The 338-nt window shown below is 37.3% G+C and carries 1 protein-coding gene; it reads left to right on the top strand.

Annotation, left to right across the window (positions count from 1 at the left end):
* Nucleotides 1-238 (top strand): ATP-binding protein (locus tag CWC11_RS20700; protein WP_138684170.1); only part of this gene is annotated, 238 nt, incomplete at its 5' end.
* Nucleotides 239-338 lie beyond the last annotated feature (100 nt).

Raw genomic sequence — 338 nt, 5'->3', positions numbered from 1 at the left:
TAATGGCATAGATAAGGAGCTAATACCTGTTATTTTTGAACCCTTTATTACCACAAAACGTCATGATGGCGGTACGGGATTAGGTTTAAGCATCGTATACAACCTGGTAACGCAAAAGCTCAAAGGAGAAGTAAAAATGCAAAGCCCTGCACATGGAGGCGCTTGTTTACATATTATTCTCGAAAATACACCCTACACATATGATGTCATTGAGGCACTTGAACCATCTAACGGTTAATTACGTTATAAATACATTGGATTATTATGCTTTGTGCGTGTAATGAATCATAAATCGACGTCGTCGGTAAAATATCGTCAATAAAAAAGGCTACTGTATG

It is taken from the genome of Pseudoalteromonas sp. S3178 (assembly GCF_005886985.1).
Taxonomy (GTDB): Bacteria; Pseudomonadota; Gammaproteobacteria; order Enterobacterales; family Alteromonadaceae; genus Pseudoalteromonas; species Pseudoalteromonas carrageenovora.
Note: the sequence above shows the minus strand (reverse complement) of the source record. Positions and strands in the feature narration are given on the sequence as shown.